At 39.2% G+C, this 18,993-nt stretch carries 25 protein-coding genes and 2 pseudogenes; 2 read left to right on the top strand and 25 right to left on the bottom strand.

Annotated elements, in window-relative coordinates; translation table 11 throughout:
* Positions 1 to 96: 96 nt before the first annotated feature.
* Complete coding sequence (locus CKV62_RS03745; RefSeq protein ID WP_095065752.1) at positions 97 to 834, bottom strand: TVP38/TMEM64 family protein; 738 nt, start codon at positions 832 to 834, stop codon at positions 97 to 99.
* 202 nt (positions 835 to 1,036) lie between these two features.
* On the opposite strand from CKV62_RS03745, the gene CKV62_RS03740 reads away from it, so the two are divergent.
* Positions 1,037 to 1,429 carry a thioesterase family protein gene (locus tag CKV62_RS03740; RefSeq protein WP_095065751.1) on the top strand — a complete coding sequence of 131 codons (393 nt, stop codon included), beginning with the start codon at positions 1,037 to 1,039 and terminating at the stop codon, positions 1,427 to 1,429.
* Positions 1,430 to 1,635: 206 nt separating this feature from the next.
* On the opposite strand, the gene CKV62_RS03735 is transcribed toward CKV62_RS03740, so the two are convergent.
* From CKV62_RS03735 to CKV62_RS03640, 21 genes and pseudogenes are all read right to left on the bottom strand, one after another.
* Entirely contained in the window at positions 1,636 to 2,658 is a 1,023-nt protein-coding gene (locus CKV62_RS03735) for a branched-chain amino acid aminotransferase (protein ID WP_095065750.1), read from the bottom strand.
* Between the two features lie 167 nt (positions 2,659 to 2,825).
* The gene (locus CKV62_RS03730; protein ID WP_095065749.1) at positions 2,826 to 3,323 is read right to left on the bottom strand and encodes a methylated-DNA--[protein]-cysteine S-methyltransferase; all 498 of its coding nucleotides are present in this window, start codon (positions 3,321 to 3,323) and stop codon (positions 2,826 to 2,828) included.
* Positions 3,324 to 3,340: 17 nt separating this feature from the next.
* Positions 3,341 to 4,192: an SIR2 family NAD-dependent protein deacylase gene (locus CKV62_RS03725; RefSeq protein ID WP_095065748.1), complete on the bottom strand. Its 852-nt coding sequence runs from the start codon at positions 4,190 to 4,192 to the stop codon at positions 3,341 to 3,343.
* Positions 4,164 to 4,943, bottom strand: coding sequence for a protein-ADP-ribose hydrolase (locus CKV62_RS03720; RefSeq protein ID WP_095065747.1), 780 nt, complete (start codon positions 4,941 to 4,943; stop codon positions 4,164 to 4,166). The genes CKV62_RS03725 and CKV62_RS03720 overlap by 29 nt, the downstream gene beginning before the upstream one ends.
* Before the next feature lie 109 nt (positions 4,944 to 5,052).
* The gene (locus CKV62_RS03715; protein WP_095065746.1) at positions 5,053 to 5,820 is read right to left on the bottom strand and encodes a putative quinol monooxygenase; all 768 of its coding nucleotides are present in this window, start codon (positions 5,818 to 5,820) and stop codon (positions 5,053 to 5,055) included.
* A 13-nt stretch (positions 5,821 to 5,833) separates the two neighbouring features.
* Entirely contained in the window at positions 5,834 to 6,319 is a 486-nt protein-coding gene (locus tag CKV62_RS03710; protein WP_095065745.1) for a prolyl-tRNA synthetase associated domain-containing protein, read from the bottom strand.
* A 107-nt stretch (positions 6,320 to 6,426) separates the two neighbouring features.
* On the bottom strand, positions 6,427 to 7,122 hold the full coding sequence (locus tag CKV62_RS09555; RefSeq protein WP_422821979.1) for a hypothetical protein: 696 nt from the start codon (positions 7,120 to 7,122) through the stop codon (positions 6,427 to 6,429).
* A gap of 75 nt (positions 7,123 to 7,197) precedes the next feature.
* Positions 7,198 to 7,617 (bottom strand): annotated as a pseudogene (locus CKV62_RS09550) (SMI1/KNR4 family protein); the annotation flags it as partial.
* A gap of 43 nt (positions 7,618 to 7,660) precedes the next feature.
* Positions 7,661 to 8,119, bottom strand: coding sequence for a glycosyl transferase family 4 (locus CKV62_RS09545; protein ID WP_095065743.1), 459 nt, complete (start codon positions 8,117 to 8,119; stop codon positions 7,661 to 7,663).
* Positions 8,120 to 8,167: 48 nt separating this feature from the next.
* Positions 8,168 to 8,527 carry a hypothetical protein gene (locus CKV62_RS03695; RefSeq protein ID WP_095065742.1) on the bottom strand — a complete coding sequence of 120 codons (360 nt, stop codon included), beginning with the start codon at positions 8,525 to 8,527 and terminating at the stop codon, positions 8,168 to 8,170.
* Positions 8,520 to 8,939, bottom strand: coding sequence for a bacteriocin (locus CKV62_RS03690; protein WP_095065741.1), 420 nt, complete (start codon positions 8,937 to 8,939; stop codon positions 8,520 to 8,522). The genes CKV62_RS03695 and CKV62_RS03690 overlap by 8 nt, the downstream gene beginning before the upstream one ends.
* 28 nt (positions 8,940 to 8,967) lie before the next feature.
* Positions 8,968 to 9,727, bottom strand: a pseudogene (locus tag CKV62_RS03685) (ankyrin repeat domain-containing protein).
* Positions 9,728 to 9,864: 137 nt separating this feature from the next.
* Positions 9,865 to 10,344: a pyridoxamine 5'-phosphate oxidase family protein gene (locus CKV62_RS03680; RefSeq protein ID WP_095065740.1), complete on the bottom strand. Its 480-nt coding sequence runs from the start codon at positions 10,342 to 10,344 to the stop codon at positions 9,865 to 9,867.
* Between the two features lie 14 nt (positions 10,345 to 10,358).
* Positions 10,359 to 10,997 (bottom strand): hypothetical protein, encoded by a 639-nt coding sequence (locus CKV62_RS03675; protein ID WP_095065739.1) that lies wholly within the window; start codon positions 10,995 to 10,997, stop codon positions 10,359 to 10,361.
* Between the two features lie 360 nt (positions 10,998 to 11,357).
* Entirely contained in the window at positions 11,358 to 11,774 is a 417-nt protein-coding gene (locus tag CKV62_RS03670; protein ID WP_095065738.1) for a polyketide cyclase, read from the bottom strand.
* Positions 11,775 to 12,258: 484 nt separating this feature from the next.
* A complete protein-coding gene (locus tag CKV62_RS03665) occupies positions 12,259 to 12,444 on the bottom strand; it encodes a hypothetical protein (protein ID WP_095065737.1) in 186 nt (61 codons plus the stop codon).
* A gap of 236 nt (positions 12,445 to 12,680) precedes the next feature.
* Complete coding sequence (locus CKV62_RS03660) at positions 12,681 to 12,914, bottom strand: hypothetical protein (protein WP_095065736.1); 234 nt, start codon at positions 12,912 to 12,914, stop codon at positions 12,681 to 12,683.
* Positions 12,880 to 13,251: an oxidoreductase gene (locus tag CKV62_RS03655; protein ID WP_231968370.1), complete on the bottom strand. Its 372-nt coding sequence runs from the start codon at positions 13,249 to 13,251 to the stop codon at positions 12,880 to 12,882. Before CKV62_RS03655 ends, CKV62_RS03660 begins: the two co-directional genes overlap by 35 nt.
* Positions 13,202 to 13,876, bottom strand: a complete 675-nt coding sequence (locus CKV62_RS03650; protein WP_095065734.1) for a DsbA family protein — start codon at positions 13,874 to 13,876, stop codon at positions 13,202 to 13,204. Before CKV62_RS03650 ends, CKV62_RS03655 begins: the two co-directional genes overlap by 50 nt.
* A 24-nt stretch (positions 13,877 to 13,900) precedes the next feature.
* Entirely contained in the window at positions 13,901 to 14,779 is an 879-nt protein-coding gene (locus tag CKV62_RS03645; RefSeq protein WP_095065733.1) for a radical SAM protein, read from the bottom strand.
* Positions 14,780 to 14,880: 101 nt separating this feature from the next.
* The gene (locus tag CKV62_RS03640; protein ID WP_044919614.1) at positions 14,881 to 15,195 is read right to left on the bottom strand and encodes an ArsR/SmtB family transcription factor; all 315 of its coding nucleotides are present in this window, start codon (positions 15,193 to 15,195) and stop codon (positions 14,881 to 14,883) included.
* Positions 15,196 to 15,381: 186 nt separating this feature from the next.
* On the opposite strand from CKV62_RS03640, the gene CKV62_RS09510 reads away from it, so the two are divergent.
* Positions 15,382 to 15,546 (top strand): integrase, encoded by a 165-nt coding sequence (locus CKV62_RS09510; protein ID WP_231968368.1) that lies wholly within the window; start codon positions 15,382 to 15,384, stop codon positions 15,544 to 15,546.
* Positions 15,547 to 15,791: 245 nt separating this feature from the next.
* Here CKV62_RS09510 and rlmD read toward each other — a convergent pair whose 3' ends face one another.
* The 3 genes from rlmD to CKV62_RS03620 form a co-directional block, all read right to left on the bottom strand.
* A complete protein-coding gene (rlmD, locus tag CKV62_RS03630; RefSeq protein ID WP_095065732.1) occupies positions 15,792 to 17,273 on the bottom strand; it encodes a 23S rRNA (uracil(1939)-C(5))-methyltransferase RlmD in 1,482 nt (493 codons plus the stop codon).
* Positions 17,273 to 17,941 (bottom strand): TerC family protein, encoded by a 669-nt coding sequence (locus tag CKV62_RS03625; protein ID WP_038114615.1) that lies wholly within the window; start codon positions 17,939 to 17,941, stop codon positions 17,273 to 17,275. Before CKV62_RS03625 ends, rlmD begins: the two co-directional genes overlap by 1 nt.
* Before the next feature lie 139 nt (positions 17,942 to 18,080).
* Complete coding sequence (locus CKV62_RS03620; RefSeq protein WP_095066699.1) at positions 18,081 to 18,746, bottom strand: TerC family protein; 666 nt, start codon at positions 18,744 to 18,746, stop codon at positions 18,081 to 18,083.
* Between the last annotated feature and the right edge of the window lie 247 nt (positions 18,747 to 18,993).

The following is an 18,993-nucleotide window of genomic DNA, read 5'->3' as shown; positions in this document are numbered from 1 at the left end:
TAATAACAATATCTACGTTCTATTACGCTATGCATTCAATAGCATCATTACAAATCACACGCTGCTCTGTAACTCGACATTAACTAGCTGCGATTATTACACATTCGGATCATGGTCCTGCTCGGCATTTCGTTTATTGATGTAATATTTATATACTTTCCACAATATAAAATATACAATGCCTGCCACGACGACGATGATACCGAGTCGAGACATATTGTCCTGAAAATTAACGATATCCGTACCGATGGCGACTTCGAGCGCCGTCGAAGGAAACTTACCGATTAAATTGGCCAAGATATAATCACGAGGTTTAATCTTACTGATAGCGCCCAAAGCCGTGATAACACCGGACGGGAAATACGGTAACGACCGTGCGAAAAGCATAACGACAAAGCCGTTTTTACCGGAAAAATCATCTACTTTCATCAGCACGCTGCTCTTGGCAATCAGTTTATCCGCCGTATCGCGCAAGAAGTATCGCATGATATAAAAGCTGATAACGACGCCAATCGTTTCAGCGAGCCAGGAGATAATAATACCAGGCCACATACCGAAAACCAAACCGTTAGCCGTAGAAATAAAAATGGATGGTAAAAAGCCGACCGCATTAACAAAAATGTCGAGAACCATGCTGATCAACATCGCCATAGGCCCGAAGCTTTGAATATACTCTGCGATTTCCTCCATCGATCCATCTGTAGCCAGATGCCACATGGTCGGATAAAATGTAGGATCTACTATATTAATGGCAATTAATAGGGCAATAAAACCGATGCCTGCTATTAACTGAACCCAGCCTTCACCGGAAGGCTTTAACTGTCTTTTACTCATATATACCTCGTTTTATAAAAACTAGTTCCATTATATCACGGATTCTATAGAACCGTTATAACCAGTTATGCAGCATAAAAAATATGATTCTAATAACACTAATAACATAAAATTTATTTACCATAAAATGGTATAAAAATTGTTTAAAGATGTATAATACAATTATTACAACAATATTCTCAACGAAAGAAGGTATACTACTATGATATCAGCAGGTCAAACAGCAACAGCCACTGTCGTCGTTACAGAATCTAATATCGCAAAAACAATGAAATCCGGCGCTCTAGACGTATTCGCCACACCCGCTATGTGCGCCCTCATGGAAGAAGCCGCACAGGCAGCCGTACAACCACATCTGGAAGCCGGCGAAGGCACGGTGGGGATTTCCCTATCCATCACTCACGAAGCACCGTCACCTCTCGGCGCAACGATTACGGCAAAAGCTACCGTCAGCGCAGTCGAAGGTCGCAAAATCACATTTGATATTGAAGCATCTGATGGAATAGGTATCATCGGCCGCGGTACGCATGAACGATTCATCATCAACAATGATAAATTCATGGTTAAAGTAATCAGTCGCGCAAAATCAAATTAAGATTTAGAGTTATAAAATTACACAATAATACGCGTTACCCTATAATCCCCATACGACGCAAATCAAAACTGAATGATATAACAAACGGCATCTACCATACGATAGATGCCGTCATTTTATATACACGCTATTTACTAATCTCTTCTGTACTAATGCTTTTTAATAAGCCATTTTTTATGAGCCGTTAAATAATCAGCGCATTTTTATTAACAGATTTTCACAACCCAGCCTTCAGGTGCTTTAATTTCACAATGTTGAATGCCAAGCAATGTATCATATAATTTTTTCGTTACAGGACCCATATCATCCATACCGGCAGGGACATTGATATCACCCTTTTCAGTATGAATCAAACCTACCGGAGAAATAACCGCTGCAGTACCGCAGAGACCGATTTCAGCAAAGTCTTTCAACTCATCTACATGCACCGGACGATGTTCCACCTTCATGCCGAGATAATGTTCAGCCACATGCATCAAGGATCGACGTGTGATGGACGGCAAAATACTATCAGATTTAGGCGTTACAAGAGTACCGTCCTTTGTAATAAAGATAAAGTTTGCACCACCGGTTTCCTCTACATGTGTGCGTGTAGCCGCATCAAGATACATATTCTCCGCATAACCCGCTTTGTGAGCATCGGTAATCGCATACAAGCTCATCGCATAGTTCAGGCCCGCTTTAATATGACCGGTACCATGTGGAGCTGCACGGTCAAAGTCAGTGATACGGATTTTAATCGGTTTAGCACCGCCTTTAAAATAAGGCCCTACGGGTGTCGTAAAAACGCGGAACTGATATTCATCCGCCGGCTTTACACCGATAACGGAATTTGTGCCCATCATATAAGGACGAATATAAAGACTTGCACCGTGACCATATGGAGGTACGAAATCTTTATTTGCTTCTACTACTTTTTTTACGGCTTCTACAAATCTGCCTTCAGGCAATATAGGCATCACAAGACGTTCTGCAGAATTATTCATGCGTTCCGCATTCAAGTCCGGACGGAAGCATACGATATGACCATCTTTTGTATAATATGCTTTCAATCCTTCAAAAACAGTTTGCGCATATTGGAATACACCGGCACATTCATTTAAAACGACATTGGCATCTGTAATCAGTCCGCCTTCATCCCATTTACCATCTTTATATGTAGATAAATAACGGTAATCGGTTTCCATGTAACCGAACCCGATATTGTCCCAGTCGATATTTTTACTCATAACCATAACCTCCAAAACATTCATGAATATATGAATAATCTTAACACTATACGCATGTAATTTCAATAGATTCTATAGAATTCAATTCAACACAGTACAATCACCGCAACAGATACTTTATCTGAAAGTAATCCTGCATCAATCATTTATACTTTGATTCCCATCTATCATTTATGCTCTTGTTCCAATCGAAGCATATATTCTTTACGAGCGATGCCTCCTGCATACCCCGTCATCTGTCCGTTAGCCCCCACTACGCGATGGCATGGAATGATGATGGATATAGGATTATGACCTACAGCTCCTCCTACCGCCTGAGCGGACATACTGTCTTTACCTTGCGCCTTTGCAATCTGTTTTCCAATCGCACCGTATGTAGTCGTTTCACCATATGGTATCGTTTGAAGTATAGACCATACTGACCTTCTGAACGCAGAACCTTCCAATTGCATCGGCGGATATATACGTGGTCTCTGCCCTTTAAAATAATCATTGAGCCACATAACAGTCACCTCAAAAGGACCGGTCAACTGATCGATATACTCCGCATCATCATAAGACGGTGCGTGACTTTCATCAACAAAAAACAAATCTGTTAAGTAAGTCAATGTACCAAGCATAATCATAGTTCCTAATGGGCTTTCATAGGTGTATTTATAATTCATAGTACATTAACTCCTTCTTAAACTAACAAATCATTCAATACCTTTTGTATGTCATTATTAAATGATATTGTGTTTCGCTGAATATCAAATGGAATCGATTGTTTTTCAATATTAACCGGTACATATAGTGTGTCTATATTGTCATGTGCCATCCGCATAAATGGATATTTGATAATCATCGGCGTATTATAACCAACACCAAGTTCTAACAATACAATTTTCTTATCTTTATAATTCTCTATAAAACTTGCATATCGTTTTTGAGTCGCATACCAACCTTCGTCTTGCACAAAGGCACCGTCGACACGTAAATTCATCGTCATTAGTTCGCCACATCTAGGACAGTGAGGAATTAATTCTGTGGGAATTTTCATATCCTTTTGTTCTTTCACCATACGACGCACTTGTTCTTCATTATCATAAGTCTTTTGATGACATGGCTCAGAGCATTGCCACAAGCCATAATCACCTTGCATATAATAAAATCTATTTTTATCCACTCCAGCAAATTGCATTTGATGATCTACATTAGTGGTAATCACAAAGTAATTCTTATTTTGTAACAACTCCATCAACCGAATATAAGGTTCACCTGTTGAAATATCATAGCGATTATAGTAGATATGACGGCTCCACCACGCCCAATATTCTTCCATGCTTTCAAATGAATAGAATCCACCAGAATACATATCTGTGATACCATACTTTTTGTGAAAGTCATCAAAGTATTTATGAAAACGTTCCCCACTATAAGTCAGACCCGCTGCAGTAGACATACCGGCCCCAATACCAACTAATACCGCATCAGCAACATTAATAGCTTCTTTTACACGTTCTATATTATCCCAATAATTTGTTGTAGATGTCATAATCTATATCCTTAAATACGTTAAATACCACTTGGATTTTACCATTTGTTTCTTTTAAATAGGTTCTCACAGTATCGATAGCAATCTGTGCGGCCTCTTCATTTGGAAATCTAAACTCACCGGTAGAAATACAACAGAATGCAATGGAGTGTAAGTTATAAGCATTAGCCAACTCTAAGCAGGAACGATAGCAAGAGGCTAGTTCATTTCGCTCTTTATCTGTTACCGCTTCATAAATAATAGGTCCAACAGTGTGAAGTACATGCTTTGCCGGTAAATTATACCCATAGGTCATACGAGCCACACCGGTCTTTTCAGGCATATCTAAATACTCTATCATTCTTTCACACTCCATACGGAGCTCAATACCTGCAAAGGTATGGATAGCATTATCGATACATTTATGATTAGGCGCAAAGCATCCAAGCAATTGATTATTAGCCGCATTAACAATAGCATCCACAGCTAGCCGTGTAATATCACCTTGCCACAAATATATCTGAGGTTCTCGCGCTTCCATATCATGAATCGTGACAATACCCTTTTCATGAGCCAATGTATTTAAATATTCATCCTCTACCTTCATCCATTCAGCGGACATGGCTCCTGCAGGACGAATATTACATAGTGCTCTAAACAGAGTAAACCGTTCTTCTTCATTTACGGGAATATCCATATGTTCCTTATGTTTCTCTTTATACTCTGCTACTAATCCCTCTAAAAGATAGCGCAATCGTTCTTGCTGTGTCATATATAACTCCTAAATAGAATTAACTAGATTATAAACCTATTATATAGTAAAAAACTGCTAGCACATAATATGCTAGCAGTAACTTTACTGATTAGTATTATATCAAAGACTAAGGTCTGACAAAAGCTTGACCACCATGATTTACAAGGATATCCCCCTCTAATACTTTAGTAGTAACCCCTTGTAGACTACCTTGGATTTGACTCATCATAAAGCGATAACCTGGGCTATTCAAGTGTTTAGTAAGGGCTTCCTGATCGCTATAGATCTGAATGACATACCAGCGATTTTTTGCGTTTCTTTCACGAAGCACATAACCAGCCTTATACCCCGCATCATCCCGAACGGCACGTTCCATATCGAGTTGATACTGTCGTTGTACCGTATCGATTTCATTGCTATCAACAGTAAACTCAGTTAAGGTAACTACTGCCTTACCATCGTTTACGATAGATAATGCATCTTTCTTTTCAAATAAAAGTACAGACTGTACATCGTACATCTTACGATTCGTTAATTTAGAACCGACTTCATTAACAAATGCTTGATAATGGTCAGATTTGCGATGTGCTTCAATAGCAGCTAAATCTTTATAGATTTCAACTACATAAGACTCAGATGGATTCCCCTTTACATGAGCCACATTCATGGACAATGTATTAGGTTCTTTTTCCATAGATGCAGTCAGATTAGCTACACCTACACTATTATAAGTTCCTTGTAGTTCTACAGGTACTTCGAAACGATACATACCCACACTAGGTGCTGTATCTACAGATTGATCTCGCTCCATAACAAGAGCTGCAAAGGATGTGCTTACACCTAATACGGCAATTGCAGATGTTAGTACAATACGTTTTAATAAATTTTTATTCATACATACTCCTAAATCACAATGTAATATATTCTACTATTGTACCATGCTCTTCAATAAGTTTAACTAGTTCTTTGCCTTGAAGCCACACGGTCGCATCATTTTGGTTCGGATGGATACCGATTAGATTATCCTTGTAATCCGCATCAATATAGTAACGTACCTTACTCTCTTCATCATGAAGCAAACAGAATGGAGATACATGACCTGGTTTAATCTTTAATATATCCCATAGCTCTTCTTCGGAACCAAAGGAAATCTTTTTAAGCTTATGGTCCTTACGGAACTGTTTTAAATCTACACGCTTCGATCCACGAACGGTAATTAAGTAGTAATGCTCTCGTTTATGATCTCGTATAAATAAATTCTTCGCATCCCACTCAGGATATGGCAACTCTACATTGGGCTTATCGTCCATACTAAATAATGGTGCGTGATCTGTAATTTCAAAATCGATATGATGGTCACGCAAACAATCATATACGCCTTGTTTATCTAACATGTAATACCTCTGATACATCATTCCTACCTAGTAAAAGTAGATAACATAATAAAAGCGATTAACATAGTAAAAGTGCCGATTATATCTTATTAAATATATCACCAAACTTATTCTGGAATCGTATAGGTTCCATCAAATACAAATAATTGAGGATTCTCGTGAACAAATACATCTTCAAAGATTCCATCATATTCATATACTGCATCATCTTTTTCATCTAGGAATTCAATTGTCCACATATCATCTGTAGCTTGAATTTCTTCCACTGTAATGGTGCGATGGTGAGGAATACTTCGTTTATTTCGCTTCTTTTCCGCCACATACTGGCTATAAGCTTTACACAACTCAGGATACTCTGCTTCACACTGTTCAAAATCCATCTGCATATAGCACATATCCATAATTTCAAAGCAGTATTTCCTTATATCATTCCGATTTTCCTTAGCAGCTAATTGTACACCATTATCTACCAAAGCTAACATCTGTTGCATATTGTCAGATGTATAAGCCTCATGATTACTATAAACAATAGCTCCATAAGAATAAGCGCAGCGATAATGCCACACTGCATCTCTATACTCTTCGCCTATAGAGTTTAATACCTTGATGGCTTCTTCCGGTTTATCATTATTGTTATAGATACGTCCTAAAATCCCTAATAATATAGGAGACAAATTCTCAATGCCTATATTTGTTAAAAGCTCCATGGTACGATCAATATCTAAGTCCTCTTGTTCTTTAAGGAACTTAACCTTTTCCTCATCACTTAACGCTTGAAACTCTTCGTCTGTAATTTCTTCTATGCTTATATATAAGCCCTTAATAAAATCACCAAAGTTATCTGCTAGAACTGTGATAGCGTAATCCCCTTCTTGGTCTATGCGAACAACCTTAGGTTCGCCTATAGGACCACACTCACGATAATCGAGAAAAATCATATCATGACCACCTGAAATGGTATCAGCTACAACCACACCAATGGATGGGTATTTCCATTTAGAAATCCAAAACTCATTTCCAAACTCTCCACAGAGAGAGTTCTTTTTACCTCTATCGATACCATATATACCAGTCACGTATACGCACTCGCCATTATCGTTGATAAAACAATTTCTATTTAATACACCTCCGCTGTGATTTTTTAATAATTCAATATATGCTGAAGGTAGTTTATACCCTAACTCAACTTCAGTAGCTTTAATATCTTCATCGGTAATAGCTTTACCTATATAAGACTCAAATGCATAATCACAATCATTCCAAAACCCAGTCCAATTAAAATCTTTCAGATTACTCATAATACTCTCTCCTATCTTAAACAGATATAATCCAAATTTATAATTACTCATTCATAGAATATGTCTTTATTAAAGCTTTTACCTCATGTTGTATCAATATGGTATCTACAATATAGGAAATAATTATATAAGGAATTGAATTTATAATCGCTATAGGAGCTAATATGACTGCTACCCGTAATAGATCTAAGGAATATGCGTACCACTTAATATCTATGGTATTTAAAATGGGTATGACATAATCAATGACTCTTACTTCCCATTGCATTAACGGATTTAGTTCTGTACTAGTTCCTACTAGCCAAGCGAAGGTAACCCCAAAAATCAAAAAATATAATATACCAACAGGAATTAATATCTTCGCCCTCTTTTTTAACAGATTACGATAAATCTCATCTTCTTCCTCTGGTGTTACCTCATATACCATATTACATTGAATCTGAATCCGTCTAAATCGATAGCGAATATACTTATACAAAATGTTATTAGGTGTATATAACATAATAGGCTCCGCATATGAGTCACAATAGCCAAATCATGGAAGAATATATCATCCATCTATGGCAAAATGATGTAAATCTTTAAATTCATCATCCCAAAATGTAAAAGAAAAGATATGGGTATCATCAAAGGTTTGCTCGCAATAGGTCACAGCATCACGTTCTGGTTCAATAATAGGCATACCAATGTGTGTTTTCACCTCATCAATAGTTACATCACCATACCAATCTCGTATTTCGTTATAAATGAAAGTTGCAATTGTATCTATATTCTTATGGTAATTCATAGCTAATAACTTTGCCGTATCTAAATTAGCATCTATTGGTTTCTCATCCCAGCAAAACTGTATTCCTTCGTAGGATATAGTATATTGCCTTAACTGTTCATCATATATTGCTGGATTAGTCATCGTTTGTACCCTTTACATAGCTTTCCATCTTCGATCTTAAATCTAACACGATTTCCCAATCTTCTAATGATGGAGCCTTATGATGTGCAATAAATTCTTCTATTATATTTAATACCTCTTGATGTCCCAGCTCATTTTTACCATATATAATAGCGCCCTGTTCGCCATCATTAATTGCACTAATCTCTATATGTAATAAATCAGTATCTTGATCACTACAAACTTGTACAAAATTATACTTTTTATTATCTATTGAGATTGCATTTGATGGTGATATGACTACAAAATCTTGCTCTTGATCCTCAATAGCATATAGATTTTGCTCAACTTCTTTCAATGTAATCCCTTCATATTTATACTCACCCACATCGATTGACCAATCTGTATATGTTTTCTCAAAGGTATCTGTCATCTATTTCATCTCTCCTTTACGATGTACATTAGAATAAAGTTTCCAATTGACCTGCCATATCTGCTATAAAATCATCAAACTTGCAGAGTTCTCTTAACTCTAAATGTTCTATATCATAACAACCGATCTTTTTAGATTTAGGATTCCATACAATTCACCAATGATCATATTCTCCTAACTCTTTTGATAAACGCAATAGGTTACGGCAGCCTACTTTAAATGGAATTGTATCAATTAGAGGAAAAAATTCTATGGATATAAAATCAGAGTCTGGCAATTCAAAATAAAGATGATCTCCCTTTAAAAATAATACTAACGCCCTTGGAAGTTTGAGTGGTTTTAATTGATCTATTTTATTCTGTAAATCATGATACTCAGTAAGCTCTAGATTTTTAAAATACTCAGCCATTTCCATATCGCCTTTTTCTATAGCTATACTATAAGGGCGCATGCCATCTTTTTCCGTGATGATCACATCGGCACCATGTTCCACAACGTATTCAATAATATTTTTTGTTCCATATCGTACGGCTAATAAGAAACTAGGATTTTCTTTATCATTTAGTTCTACTCCATGCTCAATTAGCCATTGAATACTTGTGAAGCTACACATCACCAAAGCAATTTCTATAGGTAAATGCTCGCTGTACCCATCTATTTCTATGACTCGATTAATCTGCCAACCAGCCTCTAACTCTGACTCAAGCGCAGGCAGATTCCCCCTTAATAATATCCGTCACTATTTTAGGCACAGATTCAAAAGTACCTAAATCTTTTAACTGTATCATGTATATCTCTCCCATTAACTATATTGTTAAATTGACTATCTATAATATCAGAATACAACTATTTTAGTTTAATTATATTACATTTATAAATATGAGTGTATAATAAAAGCCCCTCGCATAAGCGAAGGGCTAATCTGTTATTTCTCTTGTACTTCTTTTCCACTCATATGTTCAATGGTGATTTCAAACATTTGTGCTGCTCTCCCACTACGAACAATTTCTTCATCAGCTAAAGTTTTATCAGGATAATATTTCATAGCAAATTCTTTTAATCGCTCTATAGATTCTGGTCCAGCCTCTAATAAACGACATCTCCCAAACACAACTACACTTTGTACATACGGTGCCCAGGATTCAGATTCATCAATACGCTCATTACCATATACGGTAAAACATACCTTATCTGAAGTTTTCAATGCATCTACTTTATGACCAGCCTTTGCTCCATGAAAATAAATTTTTTGCTTATCGCAATCGTAAAAATAATTAATAGGAATAGCATAAGGATAACCATCATCACCATTCATAGCAATAATTCCACGACGATTAGATTGTAATAAAGCTTCTGCAGTACTATGGTCTATTTCATTTATTCTTTTTCGAACTGGTTTAAACATATATGCCTCCTAATTTATTTATTAATAGTATTTACAAGATACATAAAACTACCACTATTAGTATCATCAACTTTAGAGTATTCTTTCCAATTTATAGGATACATACCAGTTAATACTATAGGTGCTTCCATTCCACGCATTGTTCCTTTTCCTGTGTTAGTAGACCAATTCATACATCCAGTTTTAATAGAACCATTGTCAATAGAAAATTCAGCGTATGTACAATTTTCTTTTATTGGAGGTTTTAAATAAGACATCTCACCAGTTATCTTAATAGTATAACCTTCAATAAATGTATCAGCCTTATCCCTAAACTCCTCTATACGCATAATATCTTTTAAATAGTTATAACAACCTAAATCTTTTGCACCTTGCTCCTTCAATACATATGTTTCATTCTTTATATTTTTAATGCACTTTTTAGTAGTATATTTTAATTCAATAGGAATCCATTTGCCATCTAATATAACAAGAATATCTAGATGTAAGTTTGGATTAAACTCTGGTACAAACTCTAATCGTATTTCACAATCAGGATATTTCTCTTTAATGATCCAAGCCAAGGAAAACTGAAAGTCTGCTTCTGAGTGAAATATTGGTCTCCATTGACTCAATTGGCGCATTATCTCATGAATATCTAACATTAACCCCATAATATATTCCTCGTTACACAATCTACAACAATTTATTTTTATTATATTACATATATAAATATGAGTGTATAGTAAAAGCCCCTCGCATAAGCGAAAGGCTATCCTATACCAAATACAATTCTAAAATCTCAATTTATCTTTTTCTTAACGAAGTAACAATAACATTTATAAATTTTAATCCATGCACATTTAAAAATTGCATTCCACAGATATTCTATTTACCATGACGCTTTGCAACTTGACAAATAATCTCTTCATCACTTTTCTATCATGCTCTTTAGAAGTTTTCGAAGATTTTCAAATCTAATCTCAGCCACAAAACGCACCACCTTCTATTTTGATAAAACTAATCTATAAATATTATCTAACAGCGTCAAACTCTTCACAATTCAGTTTCGCTTTTAAATCTCTAAAATATATTTTTTGTTGTCGTTTCAAATATAAACTTATAAATGGCTTAAATATTAATTTTTTAGAGACAACGTTTTCAGTAAAGTCCAGAATCGTTTTATCTCCCTTTGCATAGAATTTTCCAACCCAAGTGCCTTTAATATTTTTATTTTCCATCTCAAATATCCATGATTGGTATGTAACGCATTCTGTTACTTTAAAATGAGTTTCAATTCCGTCCTTGGTAATCTCTATAAAGTTATGCTCATCTATAATTCTTACATCTTTTAAATCACTTCTCCAGGAAAAATCATTTAGATTCGTGACCACATTCCACACGATTTCTACAGGACATAAAAGAGTAACCTTCATATTAAAAATTGCCATAATGATTACCTCACATAGATTCTTGAACATCCCGGATTATGATAACTCTTACCGCTTCACTTGATTCCTTATAAGTAAAGCTACTACCTCAGCCGTAGGCTGTTTCCAACCATTCTTCACTTCGTTCGAATCCTTGGACATCCCTGACATAAGTAGTGCTAATACTCACTGCGTCGCTTCACTCCTAGTGAGCAAAGCCACGGCCTCAACATGGCACGAGACAAGCACCTGAATGTCTGGATTCCGTACACATTTCCGCCCGTTCGCGGGAACTGCTCTAAGCCGAAAATCGACGTTTTTACACCTGCTCTCCGTTTGCGGTAACTGGTCCACGTGCTTTTCTACCTATAATACGGCGGGCAGGAGGGAGGCCATCGTCTCGACCTCCTCTCCTCTGCTCAATCGGTTTATGATCAAGGTCTAGGCCCAATATGCCGTTAACTTGGTCGGTATCTTGGTCGGTCACCGATCAAGTTGTTGCTTATTAAACCTGCTCCGGCATGATTCCAATGTCCGGTTTTCTACCATCGCAGATTCTCGGCTGGCATTCTGCTACTGGCTCCGCGACACCCATCGTTAAAAGATTCAAGCTGTACATGACATCTAATCCCGACACTCGCGCCGTATCTGTTGCCCTTCTATATCTGATACAATGTAACTTTTCCGGCATTTACACTCCTTAACCCAAAATGCACACTGGGTCTGTATTTCCTCGTTTCATACAGATGGGTGCACTGGGTGTATGCAAACTATCACACCTGCTGATCTTCGTTTTCCAGGCACAAATAGACCTGGAAATCCTCAATTTTCAACATTATAACATTTCGATTAAAATGATTCCACTCTGCCACTCAACACAAAAACACCCCGCCGGAGCGGAGTGTCTGTCGCCTGATTTATGTTCAGTTATACCTCTATCTCGGTACCGTCCCGAAAGGTGAAAATCATCTCCTTCCGGCGGCCTACTGTGACGAAATCCACCATGCAGGCCCACAGCCACGGATCAAATTCCTCAATCACACCGTTCTGTTCTTTCAGCTTCCCGATGAAATCCTCGATCCGTTCTGACCTTGCGTTCTTTTCCGATATCTGGCGGTTCGCTTCATCAAACTGCTTTCGTGCCTTGTCGTACCGTTCCACCAAGCTGTCGTAACGGCTCTATCTGCCTATCTTCCCAAAGACCTGCCAGTGTTTTCGATACCCCCGCAGTCCTTGTTACGGCAAAATCCTCTGTGATGATGATCCCATATCCGCCCTTTGCCTTGTGTTCATGATAAGCCATGAATTTTTCAGTCGGCGTTCCGTCTTCGTTACAGTAATTCGTGACCATAGCGGAGACCACCATGCGGTTTTTAAACTCCGTCTTGCTGATCGTGATTGGTTCAAATATTTTCGTCAGTTTCATAATGCCTTCAAATAGCTTATGATCAACCTGTACCGTCGATATTACAGGCAACGGGCGTATTGTATCCATCATTGAGGATCCCGCCCTTTTCCTTAATGATATTCAGATTTTCCTCTAAATCATTGAGGGTAATCGCACTTCCTTTTAAGTCATAATGCTTCCCATTTATTTCAAGAAACAGCGTCGGGAAGGATGTGACTCCTATTTTTCTTGCCTCATAAAAGTCCGGATGGTACTTGCCCTCTTCAGAAATACGGATGAACTCCTCTGCGATCTTGTCTGCAGGAAGGTCATAGGATTTGGCGATTGATCCGATCGTCTCCACGTCAGAAAGTGATTTACCATCCAAATAGAATGCTTCATGCATCTTTGACGCAAGATTAACATGTTCTCCTTTAGGTAAGAAGCTCCTGAGAACTCCAAATCCTATTGCGGCATCATTCGAGTCAGGAACCATACTTCCCGTCTCTAACAGGTTCAGATATGGCTTGCCGAATTCCACTCCAAACATATCTGCAATTCTTTTATTCGTATCACTCATATACGGAAATACCGAAAGCGAATGACCGTCCATAAATAATCCACCTGATAACGCCGTTACTTCCAATTCCGAATGTGCTTCAATAAACGGTTTAAGAATTGTTTCAAACCCATAGCACCATCCACAATAGCTGTCAAAAATATAATACACTTTCATCTAAATACCGCCTTTTTATCCTGGTCACAGGCTTCTCATGCTGTCTCTTCGCATCCGCAATCGCTCTTCCCCCTGTTCGTCTGCCCCCTGTTTGAGCATCGCCAGTATCTTCTCTTTGTCCTCCGGAAGATGTCCATATACCGGCATCATGTTGGAGACATTCGTCGCATCCAGCAGAGTGTGGATATCAAGCGTCTTCACAAAGGTATACAGTTCCTGTATCTTCTCTGTCTCTGTAGCCTCTACGAACTCACCTCTTCTTACTTCCTCCATAAGCGGTGTGTCAGGGAAGATCGAGAGCCCGGAAGCCAGTACTCTGACGGGCGACAGGTGGTTTAACACTTCTGCTGTTTTGACGGCATGCCCCAGACCATACTCATGACCTCCCAGCCCGTATAAGAAGATGACAGAATAATGCATTCCCGCCTCATCCATCTTGGAGAGCTGTTCCACTATATCACTAGCATGATAGCCCTTGTTCATCTTATCGAGGACAGCATCATCGCCCGACTCGATCCCGAATACGATCATGTCGTATCCCATCTCTTTCAACGACTTCAGCTCACCTACAGACTTGTTCCTTACACTATCCACCCGGCCATATCCGCCGACGGAAACACCCCAGGGCAGGTATTCTTTTATCAGGTCCATGATTCTTTTAAGCCTGTCGTAGCTCAGCAGGAAAGGATCTGCCCCCTGCAGAAAAATCCGCTTTACCTTCCATCCGGAATCCCGGATCTCCTGAAGATCCTCCCGTATCTCACTCTCCGGAGATACGGAAAAAGGTGCTTCCTTGTAAAAGGTGCAAAAGCGGCACTTATTATGCGAACAACCCGACGTTACTTGTAAAAAACAGGAACCAGCCTCATAAGGCGGTCTGACGATTCCACATGAAAAATGCATACGAATTCCTCCTCGTTTCTATATATCCTTATATCTCGCTTTGTCGATATGTAGTGGTTTAAATTAAACGGGATCTTCATCCCGTCTAATCTATGCACAACTTAAATTTCGTGACCGAAGTAGTCTGCCAGCGCAGCGAGGGTCTCTTCATTCCGTCTGTAATATGTCCACTTTCCGTGCCTTTCGGAAAGAAGCAAGCCTGCTTTTTGCAGCATATCTAGGTAATGAGATACGGTTGACTGTGATATCCCGGCTTTGTCGCGGATGCTTCCAACACACACACCGCCTTTCAGATCCACCACATCATCAAAATGTCCTCCCTGCGGCGGAAAGTTTTTCTCCGGTTCCTTCAACCACTCAATAATACTGAGCCGGGTTTCATTTGATAGTGCTTTAAAAATTTCAATCTTATCCATACATTTATTATATCCATCTTTCGCGATATGTCAATGCTTATAAGCAAAAAAAATGGCTGATAGAGAAATATATTTACTCTATCAACCGCCACATCAGAGCCATACAATGCCATCGCTGATGAGATTTTCCGGCTCCGCGACCAAAAAGAAAAGTCCGAGGTCGATAGTTATCACCGGGAAGAAGCCATGAACCGGATCAAGGAGCTGCAGGACTTCATCGGAAGTCAGCAATCCGAAATCACCGAATTCGACGAAAGCCTCATCCGAAAGCTTATCCAACAGATCACTGTTTACGATGACCGCTTCACCGTCCGGTTCAAATCAGGGCTTGAGATCGACATCAACGAATAAGAGCAGACTTGCTCATGGGAATTGCTCCCGGAGCAGCCTGCTCTCTTTTTATCCTTTATGACATCCAACTGGAACACTACATCCAATCACGAGTCTCAACCTACCCAATATCTAATCACGAGTCTCGACCCTATAAAACAGCTCATTCGATAAGTTCCCCCAGAGAGTTTTTTCTTAGTTGAACCATCCTTTTGCAAAAAGGTCAGGTGTGCAGGAAAGGCTTAAAATAAGGCTTTTCTCACCCCTTAGTCCCTGACCCTTGACATCAATACTACCGTCTCAACGTGCGCAGTCATAGGAAACATGTCCACCGGCTGCACTTCTTTCAGTTCATAGCCGTAGTGTGTGAGAATTTCAATGTCTCGAGCCATGGTAGCAGGATTACAGGATACATAAACGATGCGTTTCGGTTCCATGCCCGCTGCGGAGGTAAGTACCTCTTCTTTACAGCCTGCACGGATCGGGTCGAATACGATAACATCCGGTCGTACACCGGCTTTATATAATTTCGGCATTTCCACGGCCGCATCAGCGACGATAAATTCCGTATTTTCATAACCATTGCGTCGCGCATTTTCACGAGCGTCGATAATGGCCGGCTCTACAATCTCTATGCCGATAACATACTTCACCTCGCGCGCAAGAAACAACGAGATAGTCCCCGTACCGCAATAGGCATCAATGACAGTCTCATGACCTTTTAAATTCGCATACATTAACGCTTGATCGTATAATACCGTCGTCTGTTCCGGATTAACCTGAAAGAAGGAATGCGGTGACAAGGTAAATCGCAAATCCTTAATGTGATCCGTAATCGTACCGTCCCCGTAAAGCACATGATTCGTAGGCCCTAATATAACATTTGTCCGCTTTCTGTTCACATTATGAACGATGGTTTCCACTGATGGCACCCGCTTTGTCAGCCTCTCAATCCATTGGTCCTGATCCGGCAAATAATCAGTTGCCGTTACAAAGATAACCATATATCCGGATTGACCGATACGACCGATGATATGGCGTAATACACCCTTACCCGTATGTTCGCCATACGGTTCTATACCAAGTTCCTCCGCAATTTCATAGCATGCTTGAGCAATCTGATTATTTCCGTCCATCTGTATAGGGCAGTTTGTGCCGTGAACGATATCGTGAGACCCCATGGCATAGAAACCCATCCGTATCGTTTCTCGTGTGCCTCCTACAGGCATTTGCATCTTATTCCGATAGGCCCACGGGTTCTTCGGTCCCAATGCGGGTTTTACAAGATCCGGATTCTGATGTCCGATTCGTTCAATAACATCCTTCACTTTTTGTGTTTTTAGCGAAAGCTGTCCCTCGTAGGTTATGTGCTGTAATTGACAGCCGCCGCAAACGCCGTATAATTCGCAGTTCGGCGCAATCCGATTATCCGCTGCGGTTATGACCTCTAAAAGCTTACCCGTAGCATATGTCTTTTTCACCGTTGTTATAGTTACTTTCACAGTCTCATTCGGCAAAGCAAATGGTACAAAAACGGTAAAGTCCTCAACACGACCTACGCCTTCACCGCTGCTGCCGATGCCGTGAATTGATACGAGTACAGTATCACCGACCTTAACGGGAGCCGACGTAACAGCCTTCTGTTTTTTAGAGAGTTTTAATATATCCTGAGATTTCTGACGCTGCCCTTGATTATATTTGTTTCCACGCTTCGTGGATTTACGAGATATATGATTTCTGTCCCTCATTACGAATCTCTCTTCTTCCAAATTTTAATCATGCCGGTCACGATGAGAACAAAGAATACGGTACCAATTTTAACCAACAGTTCTTCACCTTGAATATATGGTATTAAAAGAGGATCCTCTACGATCATTTCCCCTGCAACCCATCCGAGCAAGGCACCTCCGGCCCACAGAATAGCGGGAAATTTATTGATAAGACGGGCGAATAATGTGGAACAGAATACGATAATAGGTACCGTAATCAGCATACCTACAATCACTAATTCCAAATGCCCCTTCGCTGCACCGACTACACCGATAACGTTGTCAATACTCATCATGGCATCCGCCACAATGATGGTCCAGACAGCCCCGAGCAAGGAGTCCTTCGCATCGATATGAGCCTCTTCATCGCCGCCCTTGAGTAATTGGATGGCAATCCACAAGAGAACAAGTCCGCCCCCTAAATGAATGAGAGGAATCAGGGTTAATGCCTCCACTAAAATCGTGGCGAACAGCAACCGCATGGCAATAGCTCCGACAGTGCCCCATATAACGGCTTTTTTTTGTAATTCCGGCGCTAATTTTCCCGCCGCCATACCGATTACAACGGCATTGTCGCCGGCCAATAAAATATCTATCAAAATAATTTTACTAATGGTAAGCCATGTAGCCGCTTCTAAAAATTCCATGATTATATTACCCCAACTATACGTTCATAAACTTAACAACTATCTATTAACTATATCATAATTTTCATCGTCTTTCACAATAAAATGCCACTGATATAAAAATTCCCTCCCTCGATCATGACGAGAGAGGAAATGAATATTAACGATTATTTTTCAATTTATTTGTTAGTAATGATGCCCCTACAATGATAATAACAGCCGTAATCTTAATAAATAATACATACGGTTCAACCACATGTGCAATAAGTTTATCTTCTACACTCATCGCAGCACCGACCCATGCGAGAATACCGCCGCCGATATAAAGAATAATCGGGAAACGTTCGATAACTTTCACAAACAATGTACTACCATAAATGATGATAGGTACCGTAATCAGCATACCGATCGCCACCATCATCATATGACCGCCGGCAGCGCCTACGACACCGATTACATTATCTATCCCCATAACGCCGTCGGCAATTACAATTGTCATAATAGCGGAGCGTAAATTATCTTTAGCCTCGATAGTATGCTCTTTTCCGTCATCAGCCACCAATTTATAACCGATCCACAATAAGAGAATACCACCGACTAAACGAAGTGCGGGAATATTGTTTAAGGCCTCCACAAAGAGAAACGCCATAACGAGACGCAAGATAATCGCCCCCGCAGTGCCCCAGAAAATAGCCTTTTTTTGCAAATCAGCAGGCAAATTACGAGCCGCCATACCGATTACGATAGCATTATCACCGGCCAATAAAATATCGATAACGATGATTTGCAGCATCGCCAATAATCCCTGTGCAGATACTATGTCCAACATATCCTCCTATACAAATTTCAACATAACACGGAATATAATATATTTATTATATTCGATTTATATAGAGAATGTAAAATTCAATTATTAAAGTATATATTCATTTTTATCATAGCCGTTAAGTCCTATCATATCGTCATGAGTGATACCACGATTGACGTATAAATAAATGCATAACTACAATATCTCCGTATTTCATAATTCTTAATCCCTCAACGACAAGGATTTAACTATCAAATTACCATAC

Source organism: Veillonella rodentium (assembly GCF_900187285.1).
Classification (GTDB): domain Bacteria; phylum Bacillota; class Negativicutes; order Veillonellales; family Veillonellaceae; genus Veillonella; species Veillonella rodentium.
Note: the sequence above shows the minus strand (reverse complement) of the source record. Positions and strands in the feature narration are given on the sequence as shown.

What these genes read in the sequence shown, in the direction of transcription:
- CKV62_RS03640 (WP_044919614.1), bottom strand. Translation starts at nt 15,195, where the DNA reads ATGGATAAGATTGAAATTTTTAAAGCACTATCAAATGAAACCCGGCTC.
- CKV62_RS03735 (WP_095065750.1), bottom strand. Translation starts at nt 2,658, where the DNA reads ATGAGTAAAAATATCGACTGGGACAATATCGGGTTCGGTTACATGGAA.
- CKV62_RS03665 (WP_095065737.1), bottom strand. Translation starts at nt 12,444, where the DNA reads ATGCCGGAAAAGTTACATTGTATCAGATATAGAAGGGCAACAGATACG.
- CKV62_RS03645 (WP_095065733.1), bottom strand. Translation starts at nt 14,779, where the DNA reads ATGCATTTTTCATGTGGAATCGTCAGACCGCCTTATGAGGCTGGTTCC.
- CKV62_RS03740 (WP_095065751.1), top strand. Translation starts at nt 1,037, where the DNA reads ATGATATCAGCAGGTCAAACAGCAACAGCCACTGTCGTCGTTACAGAA.
- CKV62_RS09510 (WP_231968368.1), top strand. Translation starts at nt 15,382, where the DNA reads ATGAACCGGATCAAGGAGCTGCAGGACTTCATCGGAAGTCAGCAATCC.
- CKV62_RS03680 (WP_095065740.1), bottom strand. Translation starts at nt 10,344, where the DNA reads ATGTTTAAACCAGTTCGAAAAAGAATAAATGAAATAGACCATAGTACT.
- CKV62_RS03670 (WP_095065738.1), bottom strand. Translation starts at nt 11,774, where the DNA reads ATGGCAATTTTTAATATGAAGGTTACTCTTTTATGTCCTGTAGAAATC.
- CKV62_RS03650 (WP_095065734.1), bottom strand. Translation starts at nt 13,876, where the DNA reads ATGAAAGTGTATTATATTTTTGACAGCTATTGTGGATGGTGCTATGGG.
- CKV62_RS03625 (WP_038114615.1), bottom strand. Translation starts at nt 17,941, where the DNA reads ATGGAATTTTTAGAAGCGGCTACATGGCTTACCATTAGTAAAATTATT.
- CKV62_RS03655 (WP_231968370.1), bottom strand. Translation starts at nt 13,251, where the DNA reads ATGATGGATACAATACGCCCGTTGCCTGTAATATCGACGGTACAGGTT.
- CKV62_RS03675 (WP_095065739.1), bottom strand. Translation starts at nt 10,997, where the DNA reads ATGGGGTTAATGTTAGATATTCATGAGATAATGCGCCAATTGAGTCAA.
- CKV62_RS03690 (WP_095065741.1), bottom strand. Translation starts at nt 8,939, where the DNA reads ATGACAGATACCTTTGAGAAAACATATACAGATTGGTCAATCGATGTG.
- CKV62_RS03715 (WP_095065746.1), bottom strand. Translation starts at nt 5,820, where the DNA reads ATGAATAAAAATTTATTAAAACGTATTGTACTAACATCTGCAATTGCC.
- rlmD (WP_095065732.1), bottom strand. Translation starts at nt 17,273, where the DNA reads ATGAGGGACAGAAATCATATATCTCGTAAATCCACGAAGCGTGGAAAC.
- CKV62_RS03695 (WP_095065742.1), bottom strand. Translation starts at nt 8,527, where the DNA reads ATGACTAATCCAGCAATATATGATGAACAGTTAAGGCAATATACTATA.
- CKV62_RS09545 (WP_095065743.1), bottom strand. Translation starts at nt 8,119, where the DNA reads ATGTTATATACACCTAATAACATTTTGTATAAGTATATTCGCTATCGA.
- CKV62_RS03725 (WP_095065748.1), bottom strand. Translation starts at nt 4,192, where the DNA reads ATGACATCTACAACAAATTATTGGGATAATATAGAACGTGTAAAAGAA.
- CKV62_RS03745 (WP_095065752.1), bottom strand. Translation starts at nt 834, where the DNA reads ATGAGTAAAAGACAGTTAAAGCCTTCCGGTGAAGGCTGGGTTCAGTTA.
- CKV62_RS03720 (WP_095065747.1), bottom strand. Translation starts at nt 4,943, where the DNA reads ATGACACAGCAAGAACGATTGCGCTATCTTTTAGAGGGATTAGTAGCA.
- CKV62_RS03730 (WP_095065749.1), bottom strand. Translation starts at nt 3,323, where the DNA reads ATGAATTATAAATACACCTATGAAAGCCCATTAGGAACTATGATTATG.
- CKV62_RS03710 (WP_095065745.1), bottom strand. Translation starts at nt 6,319, where the DNA reads ATGTTAGATAAACAAGGCGTATATGATTGTTTGCGTGACCATCATATC.